Origin of the sequence: Streptomyces sp. NPDC002779, from assembly GCF_042888685.1 — a bacterium.
In the GTDB taxonomy this organism is placed as follows: Bacteria; Actinomycetota; Actinomycetes; order Streptomycetales; family Streptomycetaceae; genus Streptomyces.
In genome coordinates this window covers 140494-160033 of record NZ_JBIAQC010000002.1, presented here as the reverse complement: position 1 = coordinate 160033, position 19540 = coordinate 140494, and the positions used below count along the sequence as shown (strand labels likewise).

16 protein-coding genes are annotated in these 19540 nt (G+C 67.2%); 9 read left to right on the top strand and 7 right to left on the bottom strand.

Annotation, left to right across the window (positions count from 1 at the left end; translation table 11 throughout):
• Nucleotides 1-169: 169 nt before the first annotated feature.
• The 7 genes from ACFYW5_RS06345 to ACFYW5_RS06315 all read left to right on the top strand — a co-directional run bounded on the left by ACFYW5_RS06345 (nucleotide 170) and on the right by ACFYW5_RS06315 (nucleotide 10407).
• Entirely contained in the window at nucleotides 170-562 is a 393-nt protein-coding gene (locus ACFYW5_RS06345) for a very short patch repair endonuclease (protein ID WP_389416420.1), read from the top strand.
• Nucleotides 563-835: 273 nt separating this feature from the next.
• Nucleotides 836-3400 carry a Z1 domain-containing protein gene (locus ACFYW5_RS06340; RefSeq protein WP_389415784.1) on the top strand — a complete coding sequence of 855 codons (2565 nt, stop codon included), beginning with the start codon at nucleotides 836-838 and terminating at the stop codon, nucleotides 3398-3400.
• Nucleotides 3397-4419, top strand: coding sequence for a PD-(D/E)XK motif protein (locus ACFYW5_RS06335; protein WP_389415783.1), 1023 nt, complete (start codon nucleotides 3397-3399; stop codon nucleotides 4417-4419). Before ACFYW5_RS06340 ends, ACFYW5_RS06335 begins: the two co-directional genes overlap by 4 nt.
• Nucleotides 4416-6377: a hypothetical protein gene (locus tag ACFYW5_RS06330; protein ID WP_389415782.1), complete on the top strand. Its 1962-nt coding sequence runs from the start codon at nucleotides 4416-4418 to the stop codon at nucleotides 6375-6377. The genes ACFYW5_RS06335 and ACFYW5_RS06330 overlap by 4 nt, the downstream gene beginning before the upstream one ends.
• On the top strand, nucleotides 6377-7276 hold the full coding sequence (locus ACFYW5_RS06325; protein ID WP_389415781.1) for a hypothetical protein: 900 nt from the start codon (nucleotides 6377-6379) through the stop codon (nucleotides 7274-7276). Before ACFYW5_RS06330 ends, ACFYW5_RS06325 begins: the two co-directional genes overlap by 1 nt.
• Entirely contained in the window at nucleotides 7273-9045 is a 1773-nt protein-coding gene (locus ACFYW5_RS06320) for a DUF6339 family protein (protein ID WP_389415780.1), read from the top strand. The genes ACFYW5_RS06325 and ACFYW5_RS06320 overlap by 4 nt, the downstream gene beginning before the upstream one ends.
• A gap of 39 nt (nucleotides 9046-9084) precedes the next feature.
• Nucleotides 9085-10407: a DNA cytosine methyltransferase gene (locus ACFYW5_RS06315; RefSeq protein WP_389415779.1), complete on the top strand. Its 1323-nt coding sequence runs from the start codon at nucleotides 9085-9087 to the stop codon at nucleotides 10405-10407.
• 84 nt (nucleotides 10408-10491) lie between these two features.
• On the opposite strand, the gene ACFYW5_RS06310 is transcribed toward ACFYW5_RS06315, so the two are convergent.
• Nucleotides 10492-11154, bottom strand: coding sequence for an ATP-binding protein (locus ACFYW5_RS06310; RefSeq protein ID WP_389415778.1), 663 nt, complete (start codon nucleotides 11152-11154; stop codon nucleotides 10492-10494).
• 478 nt (nucleotides 11155-11632) lie between these two features.
• On the opposite strand from ACFYW5_RS06310, the gene ACFYW5_RS06305 reads away from it, so the two are divergent.
• Entirely contained in the window at nucleotides 11633-12910 is a 1278-nt protein-coding gene (locus ACFYW5_RS06305) for a transcriptional regulator (protein ID WP_389415777.1), read from the top strand.
• Here ACFYW5_RS06305 and ACFYW5_RS06300 read toward each other — a convergent pair.
• The 4 genes from ACFYW5_RS06300 to ACFYW5_RS06285 all read right to left on the bottom strand — a co-directional run bounded on the left by ACFYW5_RS06300 (nucleotide 12891) and on the right by ACFYW5_RS06285 (nucleotide 16625).
• On the bottom strand, nucleotides 12891-13553 hold the full coding sequence (locus tag ACFYW5_RS06300; protein WP_389415776.1) for an HAD family hydrolase: 663 nt from the start codon (nucleotides 13551-13553) through the stop codon (nucleotides 12891-12893). The two genes, ACFYW5_RS06305 and ACFYW5_RS06300, sit on opposite strands and share 20 nt — an antisense overlap.
• Nucleotides 13554-13594: 41 nt before the next feature.
• The gene (locus tag ACFYW5_RS06295; RefSeq protein WP_389416419.1) at nucleotides 13595-14188 is read right to left on the bottom strand and encodes a DUF5753 domain-containing protein; all 594 of its coding nucleotides are present in this window, start codon (nucleotides 14186-14188) and stop codon (nucleotides 13595-13597) included.
• Nucleotides 14189-14379: 191 nt separating this feature from the next.
• The gene (locus ACFYW5_RS06290; protein WP_389415775.1) at nucleotides 14380-14877 is read right to left on the bottom strand and encodes a peptidylprolyl isomerase; all 498 of its coding nucleotides are present in this window, start codon (nucleotides 14875-14877) and stop codon (nucleotides 14380-14382) included.
• 71 nt (nucleotides 14878-14948) lie between these two features.
• Nucleotides 14949-16625, bottom strand: coding sequence for a glycosyltransferase family 2 protein (locus tag ACFYW5_RS06285; RefSeq protein WP_389415774.1), 1677 nt, complete (start codon nucleotides 16623-16625; stop codon nucleotides 14949-14951).
• A gap of 269 nt (nucleotides 16626-16894) precedes the next feature.
• Between ACFYW5_RS06285 and ACFYW5_RS06280 the strand changes: the two genes are divergently transcribed.
• Nucleotides 16895-17197 carry a hypothetical protein gene (locus tag ACFYW5_RS06280; protein WP_389415773.1) on the top strand — a complete coding sequence of 101 codons (303 nt, stop codon included), beginning with the start codon at nucleotides 16895-16897 and terminating at the stop codon, nucleotides 17195-17197.
• 191 nt (nucleotides 17198-17388) lie between these two features.
• Here the strand turns inward: ACFYW5_RS06280 and ACFYW5_RS06275 are convergent, their stop codons facing one another.
• Nucleotides 17389-17862 (bottom strand): carboxymuconolactone decarboxylase family protein, encoded by a 474-nt coding sequence (locus ACFYW5_RS06275; RefSeq protein ID WP_389415772.1) that lies wholly within the window; start codon nucleotides 17860-17862, stop codon nucleotides 17389-17391.
• 143 nt (nucleotides 17863-18005) lie between these two features.
• Nucleotides 18006-19496 carry an MFS transporter gene (locus tag ACFYW5_RS06270; RefSeq protein ID WP_389415771.1) on the bottom strand — a complete coding sequence of 497 codons (1491 nt, stop codon included), beginning with the start codon at nucleotides 19494-19496 and terminating at the stop codon, nucleotides 18006-18008.
• Nucleotides 19497-19540 lie beyond the last annotated feature (44 nt).

Here is a 19540-nt window from a genome sequence, read left to right as displayed (position 1 = left end):
CTGTCACCAAATGCGCCTGCCGGCGGGACCATCACGCCGACGCGGACTCTGCGAACGGTGCCTCTCGGGCGCTGCCGGCGTACCCGCGAACGCCGCTTGCACGATGACACTCGCGCGGGAGACTGGTGCCATGCAGCCGATCCCGTCGTCCCCTTCCGTCTCCGCTCGCATGAGTCGTCAGGCGTCCCGTGACACTCGGCCGGAACTGGTGGTACGTCGACTGCTGCACGCGGCCGGTCTGCGGTACAGGGTGCACTATCCCGTCCCGGGCATGCGTCGGCGGAGCATGGATATCGCCTTCAGCAGGTTGAGGATCGCGGTGTTTCTCGATGGCTGCTACTGGCACGGCTGCCCTCAGCACGCCACGCATCCACGGTCCAACGCGGAGTGGTGGCGGGTGAAGCTCGAGCGGAACATCGCACGTGATCGTGAGACGACCGACCATCTGACTGCCGCCGGCTGGGCGGTGTTGAGGTTCTGGGAGCACGAGTCGGCGGATGACGTCGCCCGCCGGATAAAGGCCGAGGTGTTGTCCCGCAAGGGGCCTCCGGTCGACTGCTGACCAAAGGTCGAATCCCAGGAGCAGTCCGTTCCTGGTGCTCGCGGGTGGCCGTTTCCGTGTGGGCTTCGTGAGATCCCGACGCCCCGTGCCGGATCAGGGCCATGATTTCGCCTATCAAGACGCGCCCCACGCAATAGTGTGTAGATGTTGTGCGCACGGGGTGTCCCCGACGTACTTCAGCGTGTTCTGTGTCGCGGATGGGCTCGTCGGCGAGGCACAGCACCTCGCAGTCCGGTTGGCTCCAGCACACAGAAACGGGGAACGTCGCCTCCCATGACCGACGAACTCGACGGCATGTACGACACGTTCAAGGCGTTGCTCGACTCCTTTCCTCCGGCGGAGGCGGTCAAGCGGCTAGAGCAGTTCGGTATCACTCCGGAGATCGTGCAGCAGATCCGCGAGCGGCACGAGCAGGACACGATCCGCATCAAGGAACTCGAGGAACCGCACGCGGTCATCCAGGGCAACCGCGACACGTGGTACACAGGACCGCAGGCCAAGGACAAGTGCTGGCCGGCGGTCGCGGAGCAACTGCGCAAGGATGGTTGGCCCGAGGAGCCCGCAATCAGCAGCCTCAACGACTCCTCTACTCGTGTGGTCTCACTGCTGAACCATCCGAAAGAGAAGCGGTTCTCCACGCGTGGGCTCGTGGTCGGCTATGTGCAGTCCGGGAAGACGACCAACTTCACGTCGGTCATGGCGAAGGCCGCGGATCGCGGCTACAAGCTCTTCATAGTCCTGGCCGGCATCCACAATGGACTCCGCCGCCAGACCCAGGCCCGCCTCGTCCAGCAGCTCGTGGAACCGAACCCCTCGCTGTGGTCACAGCTGACCGGGCTCGAGAAGGACTTCACCCCGCAGGAGAACCCAGCGTCGTATTTCGGCAAGAGCAACAAGACCCACGTGCTGTGCGTGGTGAAGAAGAACGCGACGGTCCTGCGCAAACTCGCCAAGTGGCTCGAGAAGGCTTCGGCCTACCTCGAGGACTGCCCTGCGCTGATCATCGACGACGAGGCCGACCAGGCCACGGTGGCGACGAACTCGATCAATCCGTTGATCCTGAGCATCATGAGTCACCTGCCCCGGTCGGCGTACGTCGGGTACACGGCGTCCCCGTTCGCCAACCTGCTGATCGACCCGAGCGCCGAGGACCTGTATCCCAAGGACTTCATCGTCAACCTGCCCAAGCCCGCCGGGCACTTCGGCACCGAAGTACTCTTCGGCCGCTACGCACTCGACGGTGAGGACCCGGAGCAGGTCGACGACGGATACGACATGATTCGCTCGGTGCCGGAGGACGACATCCCTCTTGTACGACCCCGGACCAGGGCTGACGTCGAAGGCTTCGAGCCGCACATCACCGACACCCTGCGACGGGCCGTCGAGTACTTCTGGCTGGTCACGGCGGCCCGACGCGTCCGCGGCACCGGTAACCCGCACAACACGATGCTGATCCACACCAGTGTCAACACCGCGGTCCACAACAGCTTCAGAAGACCCCTGGAGTTCTTGCGCAAACACGCCGCGGAGTCGTTGGGGAACTCCGACCATCTCTCCGCGCTGCGCGCCTTGTGGGAGACGGAGACCGAACGTGTACCGGCCGAGGACTTCGCCGAAACAAAGGTGCCGTTCGAGGAATTGGTTCCGCATCTGCCCGAGGTGCTCGACAGCTGTCGCATCATCATGGACAACTCCAGCAGCGAGGATCGGCTCGACTACGAGAGCGGCCCGGTCGTCGCGATAGCGGTGGGCGGCAACACTCTCTCACGAGGGCTGACCCTCGAAGGTCTGTCCGTCAGCTACTTCGTCCGTTCCGTCTCGGCATACGACACTCTGCTCCAGATGGGCCGCTGGTTCGGATTCCGCAACGGCTACGCCGACCTGCCGAGAACCTGGATGACCGACGAGCTCGCCGGGTGGTTCAGACACTTGGCCACAGTCGAGACCGAGATGCGTCGCGACATCGACAGATACATGACCGAGGACGAGAATCCGCTCACCTTCGCCGTGCGCCTGCGTACACATCCCGCCCTGCGTGTCACCGCGGCAGCGAAGATGCGCGACGCGGTCGTGGCAGCTTCCTCCTACGGAGGCAAGCGGGTCCAGACCCACTATTTCCACACCAACGCCGAGTGGCTGCGAGGGAACATCGATGCGGCACGCACGCTGGTCGCCGCCGCTGTCACCAACGCGCGCCGCGTGGAGGCGCGTGCGGCGGACGGGCGCTACGTGTTCCGGGACGTGCCGCACGACTTCGTTCTGGACTTTTTGTCGAATTACCAGTTCCACAAGAAATCTCCGGAGAACGACGCAAAGCTGATGAGCAACTACATCCGCAAGCGGGTCACCAGGGCCGGCTCTCTGGGGCGCTGGAACGTGGCCATCGTGGGCAACCCTGCGGGGAAGGGCGAGGACTTCGCCTTCGCGCCTCATGTTGCCGTCGGTCTGAACAACCGTGCTCGTCTTGCCCTGTCCGACCCCGACCCGGACTTCGCGGACATCAAGACGCTGATGAGCCGCAGAGATGCGGCGGTCGATCTGGCGGGGGAGGTCGGGAAGCTGACGGAGAAGGGGATCATGGAAGAGCGGCACAAGCAGCTTCCCGACACCGGGCTGCTCGTCCTGTACCCGATCGACAAGGTGTCCGACCCCGACCCTTCGAAGAAGCTCCGTGCGCCCCTCGATGCGGAGGAGCACGTTATCGGTGTCGGCCTGGTCTTCCCCGAGCCGCAGAACGGTGACAGCACGGTGGAGAGTTACATATCCGCCGACCTGTCCAACGTGCGCGTCGACATCGAGGAGGAGGACTACAGCCTCGTCGACGGTGAGGACTCATGAACGAGGACGAGCTCCGCAGCCTCGTCGAGCGGCATTGGGCAGCCCTGGAGGCCGAGCAGACCACGGGGGAACGTCGACTGCGAGTGGCGGAAGTGGCCGTCACCACCAGCAGCAACCCCCTGGCGGTGGCTGTGGACCACGACGGCCACCGCCACCTCCTGGTGCCGACAGACGCGCATATGAAGGTTCGCCGGGGCTTGGACGGCCCCGTGCTCCGACTGCGAAAGCGCCCGCTGGAGGACTCGGATACCTATCAGACGTACGCGGATCTCGGCTGCCTGCGCGACGACCTCAGCGACCTGTTCACCGAGCTGTGCGTGGACGTGCTGGAGCAGGCACTCGAGCTGCCCGACAATCCAGTCAAGGCGCTGTACCGCGTGCTGGACCGCTGGAAGTCGCTCTTCCGGACGCAGGGACCGCCGTTGGGCCCCGAGGAGCTGGCCGGTCTGTACGGTGAGTTGACCGTACTGAACCGCCTCCTCGCGCGGGATCCCAGTGCGCACCGGATCTGGCATGGGCCCCAGAGATACCGCCATGACTTCTCGACCGCGCTCAGCGCCGTCGAAGTGAAGGCGACCACCAGCAGCGAGGGCCGACGACCGCGCATTCACGGACTCGACCAGCTCGAAGCACCCAGCGGCGGAACGCTCTGCCTTGCATGGTTCCGGTTGCACCGCACCACGAACGGCGTGGGCGCCAGGCTCGTGGACCTGGTGGACGAAGCCCTTCGGCTGTGCGACGACGAAGGAGCCCTGCTCGAACTGCTTGCGCTGGCCGGCTATCGGCTCGCGGACGCCGACCTCTACGAGGACGTGCGCTTCGCGGTCGGCGAGGAGCGGTGGTACCAAGTAGGCGCTGACTTCCCCGGATTGACCGGCGAGGCTCTCAGCACGGCCGGCGTGACCGTATCCGTCCTGGACGTCGAGTACACCATCGACCTGTCCGGCGAGAGCCCTGCACCGTTGGACCACGAGCAGGTGTCCCAAATGGTCGAAAATCTGGTCCAGGAGCCCGCGTGACCGAGCCCCGATGGTCTTCCCAGCCCTATCCGCCGGAAGGCGCCAGTGCCGCCGAGGGCATCCGCAACCAACTCGGACGCCCGGAACTCGACCTGCTGACCCTCCTGGTGCGCGAGTCCGCCCAGAACAGCTGGGACGCACGCATCGAAGGCCTTTCCGATCCGGTCGACTACCGCATCGACATGTGGACGGTTGGCCCGGCGCACGCCCAGGCGTGGCGTGAGCTTCTCCTCGACGGCGCGCCGACCGGTGAGGAACACTTCCCGCTGCGGGAAACGCTGAAGCGCCGTCCCGCACGAGTCCTCGCCGTCTCCGACCGCGGCACCCGAGGACTGGGCGGCCCTACTCGCGCCGACGACGCCGTGGGTCCCGAGCGCGACTTCGTCTCCTTCATCCGCAACATAGGCGAGCCGCGCGACACCGCCCTCGGCGGGGGCACCTACGGGTTCGGCAAGGGCATCTTCTACCTGCTGTCGAAGTCCGGAACTGTCCTCGTCCACTCCCGTTGCCACACGCCTCGGGGCAGCCGCGAGACACGACTCATCGGCTGCACCCTGTGGAAGAGCTATGTCGCCCGGGAGGGTGCCGGGGAGCGGCGGTACACGGGCCGCCACTGGTGGGGCGACACCTCGGGGGACGTCGTCGAACCCTTGGTCGGCCCGGCGGCGGAGAGCGTGGCCCAGCGCCTGGGGCTTCGCCCGTTCGAACCGGAGGAGACCGGAACGACCATCGTCGTCATCGACCCCAATCTGGACGATCTCGAACCGGCCGCAGCGGCCGACTACTTGGCCGAGACCGTGGCGTGGCACCTCTGGCCGAAGATGATCCCCGTGAACGACAAGGGCCCGGCCATGCGCTTCTCCGTCACGTGCGACGGGGTGGATCACCCTGTGCCGGATCCCCGACACACCCGGCCGCTCAACATGTTCGTCGCCGCCTACGAGGCGCTGACAGGACCGGACGGCAACGATCTGGCGTGCTTCAAGCCGAAGCAGCATCTCGGTCGGCTCGGGTTGGTGAAACGGATCATGCCTCCCGTGGAACCGACCCGGGCCTCGCGCATGCTCGACATCGAGGATCTCGTTCACCACGTGTGCCTGATGCGGCCCGCGGAGCTCGTCGTCACCTACCACCCGGGGCCGAAGCCGCCGAGCGTGAATCAAGGTTACGCCGGGGTCTTCCGCGCGGACGAGTCCATGGACGAGGTCTATGCAAAGGCCGAGCCGCCCACGCACGACGCCTGGCATCCGCAGTCGCTGGACAGGCCCGAGAGCACCTTCGTGAGGACGACGTTCCAGCGCATCGGCGAAGCGTTGAACGACCTGCTGTCCCTGAGCGGGACAGCTCGCTCCGGTGCAACCAATGTCGCGTTGGGCGCCGCCAGTTCGTTCTTCTCCGGCCTGGTGGGCGGAGCCTGGGGTATCGGTGGGGCCACGGCCTATTCCGGTCAGGGCGGGACCGCCACAAGGGCCCCGAAGACGGAGGAGGCGTCGCGACGCTCTGCCGCGGGCCACTCCGCGTCGAGGAGGGCTTCACACGGCCACGAGGGGTCCGGCGCCGGCGGTTCCGCAGCCTACGAGGACTGGGACGGGGCGGGGAGCAGCGCAGTCGCCACCGCACGGCGGCGCCCGCGCGTGCAGTACGTGGGGGATCCCTACTACGAGGACCGCGGTGACGACGAGTTGCTCGTCCAGGACTTCCGCCTGCCGGTGGACGGTCCGCAGCGGGTCCGTATCGATCTGGCCGTCACCCTGCCCGGAACGGGTGGACGCGAGACCGACCCCCCGATCGGAGCTCGTATGCCGGCGCTGGTCGGCTGGGAGGACGGCGAGGGGCATCTGCATACCGACGCCGCGTGCATCATCGAAGGAGGCGAGTCGGTGTGGCGTGCGCTCGTCCGACCGGCCCCCGACACCATGACCGAAATCGGGATCAAGGTCGAGGCGGTGAAGGAGTAGTGACCCGCCGAGCCCTCCCGTACCGCGTCCCGAGCGACGACGTCGTCACGGCCGAACCGTGGCTGCTGGTGATCGAGGACGGCGAGGTGCCCATGCCGGAAGCATTGCCGGACTGGGATTACCACATGGACCTGCGGCTGCGCAGGACCGTCAGCGTCGATCTCGACCGCGCGCGCTCCCAGTCGGGGCTTCCGGCCGATGCTGCGCTCACCCTCGCAGTCGTGTGGACGGCCACGGGTTCCAACCTCAGCGGCCCAGCAGAACACGCGCGCCTGGCCGACAGCGGCACGATCATCGCGGAATTCGACATCGTCCTGCGGGGCGCGGACCTCGGTGGCCTGCTCGCCCTCGACACTGCGCTGGTCCTGGCCGAACGCCGTCCGGACGCCCGCCCCTCCTCACCTCGGCGTGCCGGCTCGGTGCTGTGGAGCGATCGGGAGGAACTGCGCCTGCAGGGCGACGCCCCGCAGTTCCCCATGGCGGTGATCGATTTCTCGTTGACGTCGTTCCCCGACGACGCCGCATGGCACCTTCAGATCAGCGGTGGGCTGGACAGTGCCACCATGGGCTCGCTGCTCCTGCTCGTCAACGAACGAAACACCGTCACTGCCACCGCGTTCGAGAACGCGGGAAAACCTCGTCCAATCGACCGCATCGTCCTGTCCGCGGTGTACGCGGACGCCGCTCGGATCATGATCGAACACGCTTTGGCCCAAGACGAGTTCACCGAGGACGGCGACTTCGCGGACGGCTCGCTCGGCGCGACCATGATGAGTCTCTTCGACCGGCTCTTCCCGGGGCAGCTGATCACGGACATGCGTCTGCGGCAACGCCAGTCCCCTGCTCTGTTCGCCTCGGATCTGCAGGCGGCGGTCAAGATCTTCGAGGTGTCACGATGAGCTTCCTCTACCCTCGGCTGCTCGCCGATCAGGCCAAACCACTTTTCGAGGAGTACCAGGCCCTTCCGATCTCCCAACTGGCCGAACGCGTCGGTTTCGCGCACGCGTCCGCCGTGTACGTGGCCACCGGAGGGGACAGGGTCGCTTCCACCCGCCTCCGTGAACTGCGCCATGGGGTGGTCGAGCTTGCCAAACGTGCGGGATTCCCTGACGACTCCGACCGTGCCCGCAACGCCGAATTCGACCTTCGGCTCGCCGCCCTGCTGCACGCCGAGATGGGCATGGTGCCCGCGGAGGCGGCCTCCCGGGACGTCTGGGCCTTCCTCGCCCTTGTCGTGCTCCCTGATGTCGCGTTCTGGCGCTACCCCCAGCCGCCGAAGGACCGCATTCTCGGCACCGACCTCACCCGCCATGTCTTCGGCCGGCTGTGGTGGCGCGCTCAGCTCGTACGGGCCCCTGCCGATCCGGAGCCGTACGGCGCGCTCAAGATTCTCCGGGAGGCAGCGTTCGACCAGATTTACGCCCGTCGTGCCGCGCTCGGCGGAAGCCCACACATGGTCCGCGCGATTCTCCGCGTCTGGAAGGACCTCGATTTCCAAGGCCTGAATGAGCGCGAGACGCTGCGCGACTTTCTCAAGCGGTTGCTCCGACTAGCACCGTTCGTGCTTTTCGACGGCATTGCAGAGCACGCCCTGGACGACGAGTTGCTGGCGGTCGCTCAGGAATCCATCGATGCGCAGCGCCGCGCGTCATCGCCCACCGGGAGCGACACGACGGCGGCTGTGCCGGAGCCCGCAATGCCGGCGCCGGTCAAGAGAGGTCGGTTCCGTTCCATCGAGGTGTGTGCCGGGTGCGGCGCTCAGGCACTCGGCTTGGAGGAGGCCGGGTTCGATCCCGTAGTACTCATCGACAGCAAGGCCGATGCGTGTTTCACCATCGAACGGAACAGGCCGGAATGGGACACCATTTGCATTGACCTCACCGATTTCCCGCTCCGTGAGCGCCCGGACATCATCGGCGTCGACCTCCTCAGCGGCGGGCTTCCCCGGGTCAAGTCCATGGCCTCCGTGGGGCGAGATGAGGACACCGAGGAACGCAAGGTCCTCCGGGCCACGATCGAACTGGCACGCGCGGTGAAGCCGAGGGCCGTGCTTCTGGAGAATGTCCCGGACCTGGCCGAGAGCCCGGAGTTCGAGGTCGACCGGGCATGGATCGGGGAGCAGCTCGGCGCAGCCGGGTACCGCACGACATGGAAGGTTCTCAACGCCGCTGACTTCGGCGTTCCGCAGAACCGCAGGAGCAGCTTCATGCTCGCTATGAGCGAACCGTACTTCTCGCGATTCTCCTGGCCCGAGCCGGACGGCAGCCCTGCCCCGACCGTGGGCCAGGTGCTCGGGCCGTCGATGTCCTCGCGGGGTTGGCCGGCCGCAGACGAGTGGATAAAGAGTGCAGACCGCATAGCGCCCGCCCTCGTCGGTGGCTCCGACCGGAGGGGGGGTGCCGACCTGGGCCCCACCGGGAGCAAAAAGGCCTGGGCCGCGCTGGGCGTGAACGGCAACAGCCTCGGTGACGAGCCGCCGGGGGTGGATTTCCCCGCGAGCGAGATGCCCAAGCTGACCGTCGAGCAGGCCGCGCTGATTCAGTCGATCCCGGATGGATGGGTCTTCGCCGGAGGGAAGACATCCCGCTATCGGCAGATCGGCCACGCCATGCCCCCGCCACTTGCCGCCGCTGTCGGACGGGCCGTCGCAGCGGCCCTGCGAAGCTAAGATCACCCCATGTGTGCGTACCGTCCCGACGACCTCAAGATGATCACCGTTCTCGACCTGTTCTCGGGCTGCGGTGGTTTCACGCAGGGATTTCACGAGTTCCGGCCCGCCGGGGCGGAGGTCGACGGGCCCGTTTTCCGAAGCGTCGGGGCTGTCGAGCACAACGAGGCTGCGGCTGCCACATACGCGGTCAACTTCGGCAGGGGGCGCTCCGACAAGCGGCTCCCGGCCGCCCGTGTACACCTCGGGGACATTGAGAAGTGGGAGCCGACCGAGGACGACCTGCATGCGGATGTGGTGGTCGGCGGACCGCCGTGTCAGGGCTTCTCGGCCTTGAACCGGAACAAGAAGGGCGTCGAGCGCAACCGCCTGTGGGAGGAATACGTACGCATTGTCGCGAAGGTGCGCCCCAAGATCTTCGTGATCGAGAACGTCGATCGCTTCCTCAAGTCAGATGAGTTCCGCAACCTTCTCAGCGAGGTCGCGGCGGGAGGAAAGCTGGCCGAGTACCGGCTGGTCGATCCTCCAGGGCACGTACCTGCCGACACGGACGAGCAGAAGATCAAGCGCTACCTCCTCAACGCAGCGGATTACGGCGCGGTCCAAGCGCGCCGGCGCACCATCGTCATAGGAGTGCGCAAGGACGTCGACAACGGTCATGCGATGTCCTACCCGTCCCCGACGCATCGGCGCCGCCCGAAGAACAGCACTCACGCGGCTGCGCAGACGCTCGACGGCGTCGGTACGGAACCCCCGTTTTGGAAGGCCGTGGACGGGGTCTTCGAGGAGTCCGCGAAGCTCCCGCTGGCGGGGACCGAACTTCCCAGCAGCGAGAAGCACATCGCAGACATCGGCGTGGCCGTTCAGGGCGTTTTCACCACCGAGGATCTCCACTTCCGGCGTCAACCGAAAGAGCTCTCGGTAGCGCGCTATCTCGCCATCCCTCCGGGCGGCAACCGCAAGGACCTGGAGGGCAAGTGGTACACGGTGGACGAGAACGGCACTTTCGCGTTCTACACCGAACCGCGGCCTGAGGGTGTGGATAAGGACGTCGAATATCTTTCGACCAAGAGCTGGGACAATCACACCACCGGCACAGGCGACGTGATGGGCAGGCTCCGTATCGGCGAGCCGTCCGTCACCATCCGCACCGAGTTCTTCAAACCGGAAAAGGGCCGATACCTCCACCCCACGGAACCTCGCCCGATCACCCACTACGAGGCCGCCCGGATTCAGGGATTCCCTCGCGAATTCCGCTGGTGCGGCTCGAAGACGGAGATCGCGAAGCAGATCGGGAACGCGGTTCCTATTCCTCTTGGCATGGCAGTCGCCTCGGCCATCTACGAGTGCCTGCTGGGTTAGCCGACGGACGCCGGTCGGAAGCTGCGACACGAGCTCCCAACCGACGGTATGACATACCCAGCCATCGCTTCCGGGAAGCGCCGGTCAGACACGGGTGCTTACTTCCTGCGCCTGCGACTCGAAACGAGTCTGCGCAAGGTCAAGCACGTCATCCGTATCCCGACCGTGCGCCCGGAGCCAATGGAGCACATCCGTGATGACGGCCACGACGGCCTCTTCGGCGATCGACGCGCTCAGTCTGCTTGAGCTCGGACTACAGGTGATCTCCGCTGCCCCGTAGTGGCCGAGCACGGCTGCCGCGCGCGCCACGCTTCCGAGCTCTACGTGCCCATTCGGTGAGGTGAGCGTCGTGCCGATCTCGCACCAAGTGACCTTCCGATCCGCCTGAAGCTGGACCCCCCAGCACACCGTGACTGCGTCGATCAAGGCCACGCCCCGACCGTCCTCGGAGTCGTAGGAGGCATCAAGAAGCGTCGGGGTACCGCGCGTGTCCGGGTCGTGGACTTCAATGCGCAGATGAGTTCCTCTCATGGAGACGGCGAGGAGCGCCGGCGTGCCGCTGCCGACGTGCGCGATGACATTGGAAACCAGCTCGCTCAGACAGAGTTGGGCCTTGTCCACGAGATCATGCAGACCCCATGTCCCCAAGTGGATGCGTAGGAGACGGCGCAGCGCCTGCACTTCCTCAGGCTCCGCGAGGAAGTGCAACTCCCAAGGCTTCCTCGGCATGCATCCGGTGCAGTCCATTGTTCTCCTTCAACGTCGCCCAAAACTGAGGTTCTGCGTTGGTCGCGCCCAGGAAGTCATGGAGAAGTGGACGCATGAACAAGCCCGTCAAAGAATCACCCACGTAGTTCGGCACGACATTCGACATCCGCCCGCGGATGGTGGCGAACTCGGAGTTGAAGGGGACTTGCCCGGGGGCAGTAACCCGACCCCATGGGCCCTCCATTCCGCCCGCACCTGCTCCGGCACGGGATGCGCCCGTGCCAACCAGTCGGCGATCACACCGTTCAATCCGGATTGACTGTCCAAAGTTTGCTCCTGTCAGCGTTGCGCGAGCAGGTACGGCAGACAGGCTCCCTGAACGTGTTCTTCTCTTCTAGGACTTCAGAAGGCCATCGACAGGACATCAAGAGGCCCTTGAGGGCCTCGTAGGAGGTATTGCTGATCCTGACAGGACTTCTGTGGGATGGTTGGAACAACCCACATCAGGAGGTGCGCCGTGCCTCGGCCCGCAGGCAACGTCCGACTGAAATCCGCCCGTCTAGCCGCTGGCTTCAACTCGCAACAGCACTTGGCGGACGCCCTGACAAAGAACGCCAGACAGTTGGGCATCCGCGGCCTTTCCGTCGGGGTACGCCAGGTTCGACGCTGGGAGTCGGACAGCCCGCCGTGGCCGCAACCCGACTGCCGGCGAGTGCTCACGCACCTGCTGGGACAGAGCATGGAAGCACTAGGTTTTACGCCTCCATGGGGTTCGGACAGCGCTCCAGACCCTCACGACCGGCGCCCTCTCGTGAGTGGCGGTGCAGCTGCCATCGCGATCGGGGTGATCCCCGGACGAGCCGGAGCAGTCGTATCGCAACCAGCCACGGTGGGTGTGGACTTCGCGGCTGCGGTCCGCTCCCATCGCCGCCTTTACTGGTCGGTCGCACCGACGAAGCTGCACCCCGCGGTCATCGCGCACGCGACCCTGGGGTGCGCCCTGCTCCCGGAAACAGCCGAATCCACGCGTCGGGTGATCGCAGCCGCGCTGGCGGAGACATATCTGCTGGCGGGGAGAATGGAGTTCTTCGATCTCCGCGAGCCGAGCATGGCGAACGACACCCTCCTCCTGGGTCTACAGGCAGCGAGTGAAGCCGACGACTCCCTCCTCGGCTCGGCGATCATCGCGCACATGGCTTTCGTCCCGGGCTGGTTAGGGGATCGCAATGCGGCTCTGGAGCGCATGACCGCGGCTCGCACCTATGCTCGCCGTGCTCTCGCATCCGCGGAGTTCCTGGCATGGCTCGATGCCGTGGAAGCCGAATGCGAGACGATGTGTGGCAATACCCGCACTGCACTGAATCTGATCGGGCACGCTGAGGACATGCTCAGGACTGGCAACGAACATGCCTCGCCCGAGTGGCTGGACTGGTTCTCCCCGGCTCGCCTCGCTGCCTTCAAGGGGAACACCCAAATGGTCGCCGGCCATCTGCCACAGGCACGCGAGAGCCTCTTGACGGCTCTCGACTCCCTGGGTCCCGGCGAGGACAAGCAGCGCACGGTTGTGTACGGCGACCTGGCCGCCGTGGAAACAGCGGCCGGGAGTCCAGAACTGGCCTGCGAGTACGCAGGCAAGGCTCTCGACCAGTTGGCGGTCACCTGGTACGCAACCGCGATGGACCGCGTACGCGAGGTGCGCCGTGCCCTCGCCCCGCACCAGAATGAAGGCTGTGTCCGCGACCTTGATGACCGCCTGTACGACTGGTCGACAACCCTCAGCGTGTTGACCCGTTGAACTCGCGTACCAGACGAACCAGTTCCTGCAGGCCGGCCACGCGGAAGGTGGGCAGTTGCCTTGCCTCCGGGCTGTTCCACTGAATGGTGGCCCACGGCCCACGACGGACCAAGGCGGTCTTCATGTCGGCTTCTCGGGCCGGCCGGATGTCGTTGTCCCATCGATCACCGACGTAGAGAATCTCGTCAGCCGCGAAGGGCACCGCAGCGGCGACCCGCTTGAAGAACTCTGGGCTTGGCTTGCTGGCTCCCCAGTCATCCGACGTACCGATCAGGTCTACGTCACCGGAGAAGAGCTCTCTCAGAATTCGGCCTGCGCGCACAGTCTGATTCCCCGCGATGCCGAGCCACAGCCCGTTGGCTCGGAGTTCCGTCAGAGCGGGCCGGACGTCGTCGTACAGATCAGCCTCGCCGAATGTCTCCGCTTGTCCCGCCGCGGCACGCTTCTCGCGCTCCTCGTAGAGATCGAACCCGGGACGGAACTCCTGGAACGTCTCCCGGTAGTCGCGCCCCTGGGCGATGACGGCGCCGAACATCGCATGAAAGGTGTGCCGCCGCACACCGAGCCAGTCGGCCCAGGTCCCGTATTCGCGGGTCTCGTCCACGAGGCACTCACCGACGTCGAAGACAACAGCTCGAATCATGAGGGCAGGCTATCGATGGCACCGGCAGGGGTGGAGGAGAGTCAGCGACTCCTCCAGAAGGACAGGGACTTGGTGATCAGTTCCCGAGCCGCGTCCTCATAACTGGCTGCGTCACGCAAGGCGCTGAACGCCTTCTCGTGCAGGGCGAGTTCCTCCGGTGCGGTGATGTCCACGCCTGCGGAGACGAGTTCGTAGTGGGCTCGTTCGCCGTGGATGTTGAAACCGGGCATGGGATGAACGGCGACCTCGGCCGTTGCGGGAACCACGCCGAGTCGCAGCGAAGGGAGGTCGCTGTCGCGAAGGAGGCGTTCCATCTGACCGTGCATGACTTCCGGGCCACCGACATTGGTGTACAGGGCTTGTTCGCCCAAGATCACGTCGTAATGGTGCTCGCCGTCGTACAGAACCTGCTGTCGCTCCATCCGCTTGGCGACCCCCGCCGGTACATCGTCAGGGACGCCGAGGAACTCGACGACCTGGCGCAGGATCACGGTCGCGTACGCCTCGGTCTGGAGCGTGCCCCAGATCATGTCTGGAACGTACGCCTTGCCGTGGGGCGTCTGCCGGTACCAGCCGATTACCTCGTCCTGAATGGATTCCGTGCCGGTGGACAGCCTCTGCTGCCAGGGAATCATGCTGGTCACGCGGTCTCTCCCTCGGCCGTCCGTCTGGTCGAAGCGATGGTTGCCCACTGCTCAGGCGCGGCATCCGCCCAGGGAACGGAGCTTTCCAGCCGAATCAAGATTCGCGGCCCTCCACGACGTGCATCAGGCACCGGAGGGCATGCGGCCGGGGCGTGAGCACGCCCCGGCCGGCATCGGCTGGGTCAGAGCTGGCCCGCCGCCGAGATCGTCACCTTCGCGGACGGCGTGCCGCCCTGGGAGCCCAGCGACTCGATCTTCCGCACGAGCTCCATGCTGGTCTCGTCGGCGACCTCGCCGAACACCACGTGCTTGCCGTCCAGCCAGCCCGTCACGATGGTCGTGATGAAGAACTGGGAGCCGTTGCTGTTCGGGCCGGCGTTGGCCATCGAGAGCAGGCCCGGGCGGTCGTGCTTGAGCTTGAAGTTCTCGTCGGCGAACTTCTCGCCGTAGATGCTCTTGCCGCCGGTGCCGTTGCCCCGGGTGAAGTCACCGCCCTGGAGCATGAACTCCGGGATGATGCGGTGGAAGGAGGACCCGGCGTAGCCGAAGCCCTTCTCGCCGGTGGCGAGGGCGCGGAAGTTCTCCGCGGTCTTCGGGACGACGTCGTCGAAGAGGTTGAAGTTGATGCGCCCGGCGGGCTCGTCGTTGATGGTGATGTCGAAATAGACCTTGGTCGTCATACCCCCCATCCTGCACCCTCCGGTCCCGTGGCACTGCCGCAGGGCCTCAAGGAGGACGTCATGGCGTCCGCTCAGCCGCCCTTGGGAGTGCTCCAGGGATCCGCCCGCCGCGCCAGCCGGCCCGCCCTGCGGCGCAGTGCCGGCGGGAGGCGGTGGAGGAGCTTGCGGGTCGTTCGGCGCAGGTCGGGGGAGGTGGTCGCGTGGAGGAGCAGGCGGTGGTGGAGGGCCGTACTGCCCGGCGGGCCCACCGACACGGACAGTTGCGCGTCCCGGGGTGTCCGGGTCGGGATGACCAGGCGGGACGGCCGGCCCACCGTGGCCGTGGGTGGTGTGCCGGAGGAACCGTCCAGGACGACTCGGGCCCGGCGGCCGACCCCCAGGAGCTGCGCGCTCGCCCACACCAGGTGCGTGCCGGGAGGCAGGGGCTCGCCCGCGGCCAGGGTCAGCGGGTCGATCGTCGTCGTACCCGACAGCAGGACGCGGTGGCGGCCGCCGCCCGCCGGTCGCGTCCGCGGTGTCAGCTCCCCGTCCGGGAACCACCACGCGTCGCGGGTCGTGTCATGGGTCAGCAGTTCGCCCTCGGCGTACGCCAGGGGGTCCCGGACCTCCCAGTCCTCGGCACCCTTGATGCCGTCGAGGAACTCGGGGTCCAGGCACAGACGGCCGCCCTGGCGTTCGTACAGCGTGAGAGGTTCGCCGTCCGGGCGGAGCATCTCGATGGCCGTGGTGATGCCCAGCCCGCCATCGCTCCAGCGGATGTCCTCCACCGTGAGGCGCGGCCTGACCCCCTTCACCCTCCGGGCCAGTTCGATCAGTGAGTCCAGCCGGCCCTCCTCCAGCAGCGCGCCCCGCAGGCGGGAGATCGGGGGCAGTCCCTCCCGTACGCCCGGCGGGAAGCAGTCGAGGGCCATACGGCGAACCGTGGTGAAGTAGCGGTCCAGGGCCGGGCCCGAACGCTGGAGGATCCTCGGCTCGCTCACCGGACGCAGGAGTTCCACCCGGTAGGAGCGGCGCAGGAGGTCGTCCTGGAGCGGGCCGGGGTCCGTGGCCTCCTTCACCGCGTCCACCACCGTGCGCAGGTAGGCGTAGTACGCCTCCGGGGTGGTGGCCGAGGCGCTGGTATTGCCGCCGTCCTCCCGGCGGTTCCAGACGTAGCAGGGCGTGGCGAGGATCGAGACGGTCCCGGCGCGCACGTAGGCGCGGGCCATGAACAGCTGATCCTCCAGGCGCACCCGGCCCTCCGGGAATTCGATACCGTGTTCGAGGAGGAAGGCCCGGCGGAACATCTTGTGCGGGGTCAGGCTCTCGAAGAGCGGGGCGTCGGCGGCGGTGCAGCGGTCGACGGTACGTCGGAAGACTCGGCTGGGCACCTGCATCGTGCCGATCACTCGGCCCAGGACGATGTCGGAGCCGTTGCGCGCCGCGATGCGGTACAGGTTCTCCAGCGCCGCCGGCGTCAGCTCGTCGTCCTGGTCGACGAACTGCACGTACTCGCCCCTGGCGTGCCGGACGCCGACGTTGCGGGGTTTGCCCGGCCAGCCGGAGTTCTCCTGGTGAACGACGCGGACGTGCGGATGCCGGGCCGCCAGGTGGTCCAGGCGGGCACCGGAACCGTCGGTCGAGCCGTCGTCGACGTAGACGATCTCGTAGGCGTCACGGCCGATGCTCTGGTGGAGGAGGGAGGGGGCGCAGCGGGCCAGGTATGCGCCGGCGTTGTGGACGGGGACGATGACGCTGACCTTGAGCATGAGCGCCCCCGAGGGTCCAGCAGCGGTTCGTCTGTACGTAGGTGACACGTTATGTCAGCTTGTGGAAGTGCGACACGAGACGAGCTACGGCGGAGTTACGCCAACGGCGACATCGGGGGTACGTCAGTCCCGCCGCCCTCGGACTCGCCCCGGCCGGCGCCGGTTGTGCCGTGGCGGAGTTGCGCGCCCTCGCGCAGGCGCCTCGAGTGAGTGTCGAGCGTGACGATTAGCCTCGTGCACACCAGTCACACAGCAGGAGGCAGGCAGACATGGCGAAGATTCCCAGCGCGATGATCGCCGCGGGCGGGCTCGTCGGCGGGTACGGCGTGGCCCGGTGGACGAAGAAGCGGCCGCTCGGCGGTGTCGTGCTGGCCGCCGCCGGGGCGGCCGCGGCCAAGCAGTGGCGGCAGCGGGCCGGCGGACCGGCCGCGGGCGCGCTGACGGCCGCCTACGTCGCCGGTTTCGCCGGATCGCACCCGCTGGCCAAGAAGGTCGGCGCCTGGCCCGCCGTGCTCGGCGTGGCCGGAGCCGTGGCCCTGGCGTCCTGGGCAGTGGCCGACCGCAACGGCTGAAGCCGCGGGGGGGGCATCGGCCCGTACGGCCGGCGCTACGGACCACCCTCGACCGGTACGGCCACCTATGGCCCGCCGGGCAGGCCGGGGGCGCTCACCTCGGAACCACCCCAGCGCCCCCACTCCCGGCTGCCCGAGCCCCGCACCCCCGAGCCCTCGCGCCCCCAAGCCCAGCGCACCCCCCGCCCGCCTCAGCCGAACATCCCCACCTGGTAGTCCCCCGCCGGCTGCTGCAGGAGCACGTTGACCCGGTTGTACGTGTTGATCAGCGCGATGATCGCCACCAGCGCCCCCAGCTGCTCCTCGTCGTAGTGCTTGGCGGCGTTCTCCCACACCTCGTCCGGGACACCGCCGGCGGCGTCGGCGATACGGGTGCCCTGTTCCGCCAGGTCGAGCGCGGCGCGCTCCGCCTCGGTGAAGACCTTGGCCTCGCGCCAGACGGCGACCAGGTGGAGGCGCTGGGCGGTCTCCCCGGCCGCGGCGGCGTCCTTGGTGTGCATGTCGGTGCAGAAGCCGCAGCCGTTGATCTGGCTGGCGCGGATCTTCACCAGTTCCAGGGTGGACGCGGGCACTCCCGCGTCCGAGACCACCTGGGCCGCGGCGTTGACGTGCCGGAGCACCTTGGCCAGAACCGGGTTCTCGAAGAGGTTGAGACGGGCTTCCATGACGAGCTCCTCTGCCGTCGTCGGGTGAGTACACCCCTATGACGGATCGGCCCGAGCCCGTGTGACACGGTCGCGTGTGACCCGCGCCACAGCAGCCCCTTCGCACCCGTGCCACAGCAGCCCTTCCGCGCATGAACCGCGGCTCACGCCACCTTCTGCGAGCCCTCGGCCTCCACCTCCGACAGCGGCCGCGCGATGTCCTCCAGCGACCGCCGCTCCGCGTTCACCGCCAGGAACGCCGCCACCAGACCCGCCGCGCACATCAGCCCGGCGCCGATCTGGAAGGCCAGCACGGTGTCCCCGACCACGCCCGACTCCGTCAGGTCGGCGAAGATCAGCGGGCCGCTGATGCCACCGGCGGCGGTGCCGAGGGCGTAGAAGAAGGCGATGGCCATGGCCCGGGTCTCCATCGGGAAGATCTCGGAGACCGTGAGATACGCGCTGGACGCGCCCGCCGAGGCGAAGAACAGCACCACGCACCAGCAGGCCGTCAGCGTGGTGGCGCTGAGCGAGCCGCGGTCGAAGAGCCAGGCCGTGCCGAACAGCAGCAGACCGGAGAGCAGATACGTCGAGCTGATCATGATCCGCCGGCCGGCCGTGTCGAAGAGCCGGCCGAGCAGCAGCGGGCCGAAGAAGTTCCCGGCGGCGATGACGGCGAAGTAGTAGCCGGTGCGGCCGGGCGGGATGTCGTAGAAGGTCGTGAGGATGGCGCCGAAGCCGAAGGTGATGGCGTTGTAGAGGAACGCCTGGCCGATGAAGAGGGACAGGCCGAGGATCGCGCGGCGCGGGTAACGGGCGAAGACCGTGCGGGCGATCAGGCCGAAGCCGATGCTCTTGCGCTGATGGATGGTGATCTCCGCGCCGGCGGGCGGCAGCGGCCGGCCGTTCTCGCGCTCGATCTCGCGCTCCACCCCGGACACCAGTTCCTCCGCGTCCTCGCCCCGGCCGTGGATGAGCTGCCAGCGGGGACTTTCCGGGACATGCCGACGGACCAGCAGGATGACCAGGCCGAGGACGACGCCGAGGGCGAAGCTGAGCCGCCAGCCGAGGTCCTTGGGGAAGATCGCGGTGTCCAGCATCACGATGGAGAGCAGGGCTCCGCCGACCGCGCCGAGCCAGTAGCTGCCGTTGATGATCAGGTCGACCCGGCCGCGGTAGAGGGAGGGGATCAGCTCGTCGATCGCGGAGTTGATGGCCGCGTACTCGCCGCCGATGCCGAAGCCGGTGAGGAACCGGAAGAGGAAGAACCACCAGGACTCGAAGGACAGGGCGGTCAGCGCGGTCGCCGCCAGATAGACGGCGAGCGTGACCATGAAGAGTTTTTTACGGCCGTAGCGGTCCGTCAGCCGGCCGAAGAAGAGGGCGCCGGTGCAGGCGCCGGCCACGTACAGCGCGGCCGCGGTGCCGGTGACCTGGGCGGAGGTGATGTCGAGGCCGCTGCCCTCCTCGGCGAGGCGGCCGGCGACATTGCCGACGATGGTCACTTCCAGACCGTCCAGGATCCAGACGGTGCCCAGGCCGATCACGATCATCCAGTGCCAGCGGGACCACGGCAGCCGGTCCAGTCTGGCCGGTACGGCGGTGGTGACGGTGCCGGTCTCGGCAGGCACGGACGCGGACGCTTCTGCTGTCATGGGCACGGCTCCCTCCGACGCGTGGAACCCGTGTCGGGTGCCCC